The organism is Aphanizomenon sp. UHCC 0183, assembly GCF_009712065.1.
Taxonomy (GTDB): Bacteria; Cyanobacteriota; Cyanobacteriia; order Cyanobacteriales; family Nostocaceae; genus Dolichospermum; species Dolichospermum heterosporum.
In genome coordinates, this window is the sequence record NZ_VILC01000023.1 from 55710 (window position 1) to 58065 (window position 2356).

Sequence of the window (2356 nt, forward strand, 5' to 3'; positions counted from 1 at the left end):
TACTCCCCCTACTCCCCTACTCCCCTACTCCCCTACTCCCTAAACCAGGAGTTTAAAAGAGGTAAATACAGATTTACAACCTATGCAGCAAATTCAAGCCATGCGAATCAGTACCACAGGTGCTAAATAAATTAAATTTTTCCGCTAATTGTTGAACTTCCTCAGTTTCCACCACACTAGGTTTCCAAGGTTTGGGGTTATTGTAAGCGTAGAAAGTCTCAACACCATCAATACCATCACCCGCAGCCGCAGGAATGAGGTCAAAATGCGATCGCCTATATCGGGCTGGGTGAGCAAGTACCGCTAGTCCTCCCGCTTCATGAACAGCTTTAATAACGTTAACTGCTTGATAAGCCTTACCTGTACTAGGAATTTTTTGTAAATATGGCTGTATACTGGGATGTTCTAACTCAAAAGCATAAGCCAAAATGTGAACTTCATTATCCAGCAGATTGGCGTTAATTTCTACACCACTCCACAGATATGGAGCATGAGCATCAGGATTACGCCATTTCCAATCTTCTAACCAAACCAGGGCTTCTTGGTAGCCACTAATACTATGATGATCAGTGATAGCTAACCCTTTTAAACCAATTGCGATCGCTTGACCCATCAAATCACCCGGTTTTAGTTTGCCATCGGAGTGAACCGTGTGCATATGAAAATTAAATAACTGGGGACAACTTTGTGCATCAATGCGTTGGAATACTTGCTTTAGTAGTTCCTTAGAAACAGTAGTCCGGGCAAAATTTATAACCATAACCCCTCTACACAAAAATTACATTCTTCTCAAAACACCAACACGCCACACTTGTAAACGAGATATAACTAATACCACTAACCAGTAAATACAGATACTTCCTCAACGGCACCAATTGATTTTTGCAATATGTTAAGACTACGTTAGCAAATATTAACGCTGATGGCGATGAGTATTTTTGATTACTTCCATCAAGAGAATATAAATTTTGCGTATAGTTTCTATCTGTTTACCGCCATTGTCACCACAAACTGATCAATTCACCTGCTCCATTGATCACTTCACCAATTACATTAGCAGAGATATCCTGAGATTGAAAATGAGTAATTACCTGTTCTGCTTGCTGAGGTGGAACTAATAACACAAAGCCAATACCCATATTGAATGTATTATACATAGCCTCAGCACCTACAGAACCAGCCGCAGCTAACCAATGGAATACAGGGGGAACAGTCCAACTATCAGGAATCATCTTAATTGATTGACCCTTGCTTAAACATCTTGGTAAATTTTCTGGTAAACCACCGCCAGTAATGTGAGCCATGCCATGAACTTCTAAACCTGATTGCAACGCAGCTAAAACAGATTTTACATAAATGCGTGTAGGTGTAAGAAAAGTTTCTCCAATAGATGCACCATTGAATAAATCTGGGGTATCAGTCCAAGCAAAACCACCATCACTGACAATTTTTCTGACCAAACTCAAACCATTGCTATGGACACCTGAACTAGCTAAACCGATAGCTACGTCCCCCACCTGCACCTGAGAACCATCCAACATTCGGCTTTTTTCCACAATTCCCACGCAAAAACCAGCCAAGTCGTATTCACCAACCTGGTAAAAACCGGGCATTTCCGCCGTTTCTCCCCCCAATAAAGCCGAACCCGCCAATTTACAACCAGTAGCTATCCCCGCTACCACCTGAGTTAATTGTTCCTTATCTAACTTACCTGTAGCCACATAATCTAGAAAAAACAGCGGTTCTGCACCCGATGTCAACACATCATTAACGCACATCCCCACCAAATCTATGCCCACAGTATCATGACGGTTGAGAATTTGAGCTATTTTCAGCTTTGTCCCCACACCATCTGTCCCCGAAACCAAAACTGGTTCTTTGTAACCTGTAGGCAGTTGAAAGCAACCACCAAAGCCACCCAGTCCCCCCAAAACCTCTTTTCTAAAGGTGCTGTGAACCAAATTGCGAATTTGATCTACAAAAGCTCTACCTGCTTCAACATCAACGCCTGCATCCCGATAATCCATGCCTAACTACACCGTTATCAATTCATAACTTTAGGTTATTATTATCACACAATTTAGCTGCTAAAACCTCTTCTGATCAGGAAAATGCCATTCGTACGACCCAATTCATTCGCAATCAAGCGATAAGACATTGCATTGAACATAATTTAAAACCTGATACAGCACCTCTTGATGTTATGAGGTACAGTTTTTTATCGCCAAACTCGTAGGGGCGCAGGGCCTGCGCCCTCCATTATTGTTGTTGTCAAAAAATCTCCATGAAACTAGCACCGCAAGGCGGAAGTCAAAAGTCAAAAGTCAAAAGTCAAAAATAATATGGCGTAAGCTTT

The 2356-nt window shown here is 41.7% G+C and carries 2 protein-coding genes; both read right to left on the minus strand.

Features of this window, described 5'->3' with window-relative positions:
* Positions 1 to 73: 73 nt before the first annotated feature.
* The gene (locus FJR37_RS10505) at positions 74 to 760 is read right to left on the minus strand and encodes a PHP domain-containing protein (RefSeq protein ID WP_039202537.1); all 687 of its coding nucleotides are present in this window, start codon (positions 758 to 760) and stop codon (positions 74 to 76) included.
* A gap of 241 nt (positions 761 to 1001) precedes the next feature.
* Complete coding sequence (gene purM / locus FJR37_RS10510; protein WP_039202539.1) at positions 1002 to 2027, minus strand: phosphoribosylformylglycinamidine cyclo-ligase; 1026 nt, start codon at positions 2025 to 2027, stop codon at positions 1002 to 1004.
* Between the last annotated feature and the right edge of the window lie 329 nt (positions 2028 to 2356).

Excerpts from the sequence above, each read along its gene's own strand:
- purM (WP_039202539.1), bottom strand. The coding sequence starts at position 2,027 with ATGGATTATCGGGATGCAGGCGTTGATGTTGAAGCAGGTAGAGCTTTT.
- FJR37_RS10505 (WP_039202537.1), bottom strand. The coding sequence starts at position 760 with ATGGTTATAAATTTTGCCCGGACTACTGTTTCTAAGGAACTACTAAAG.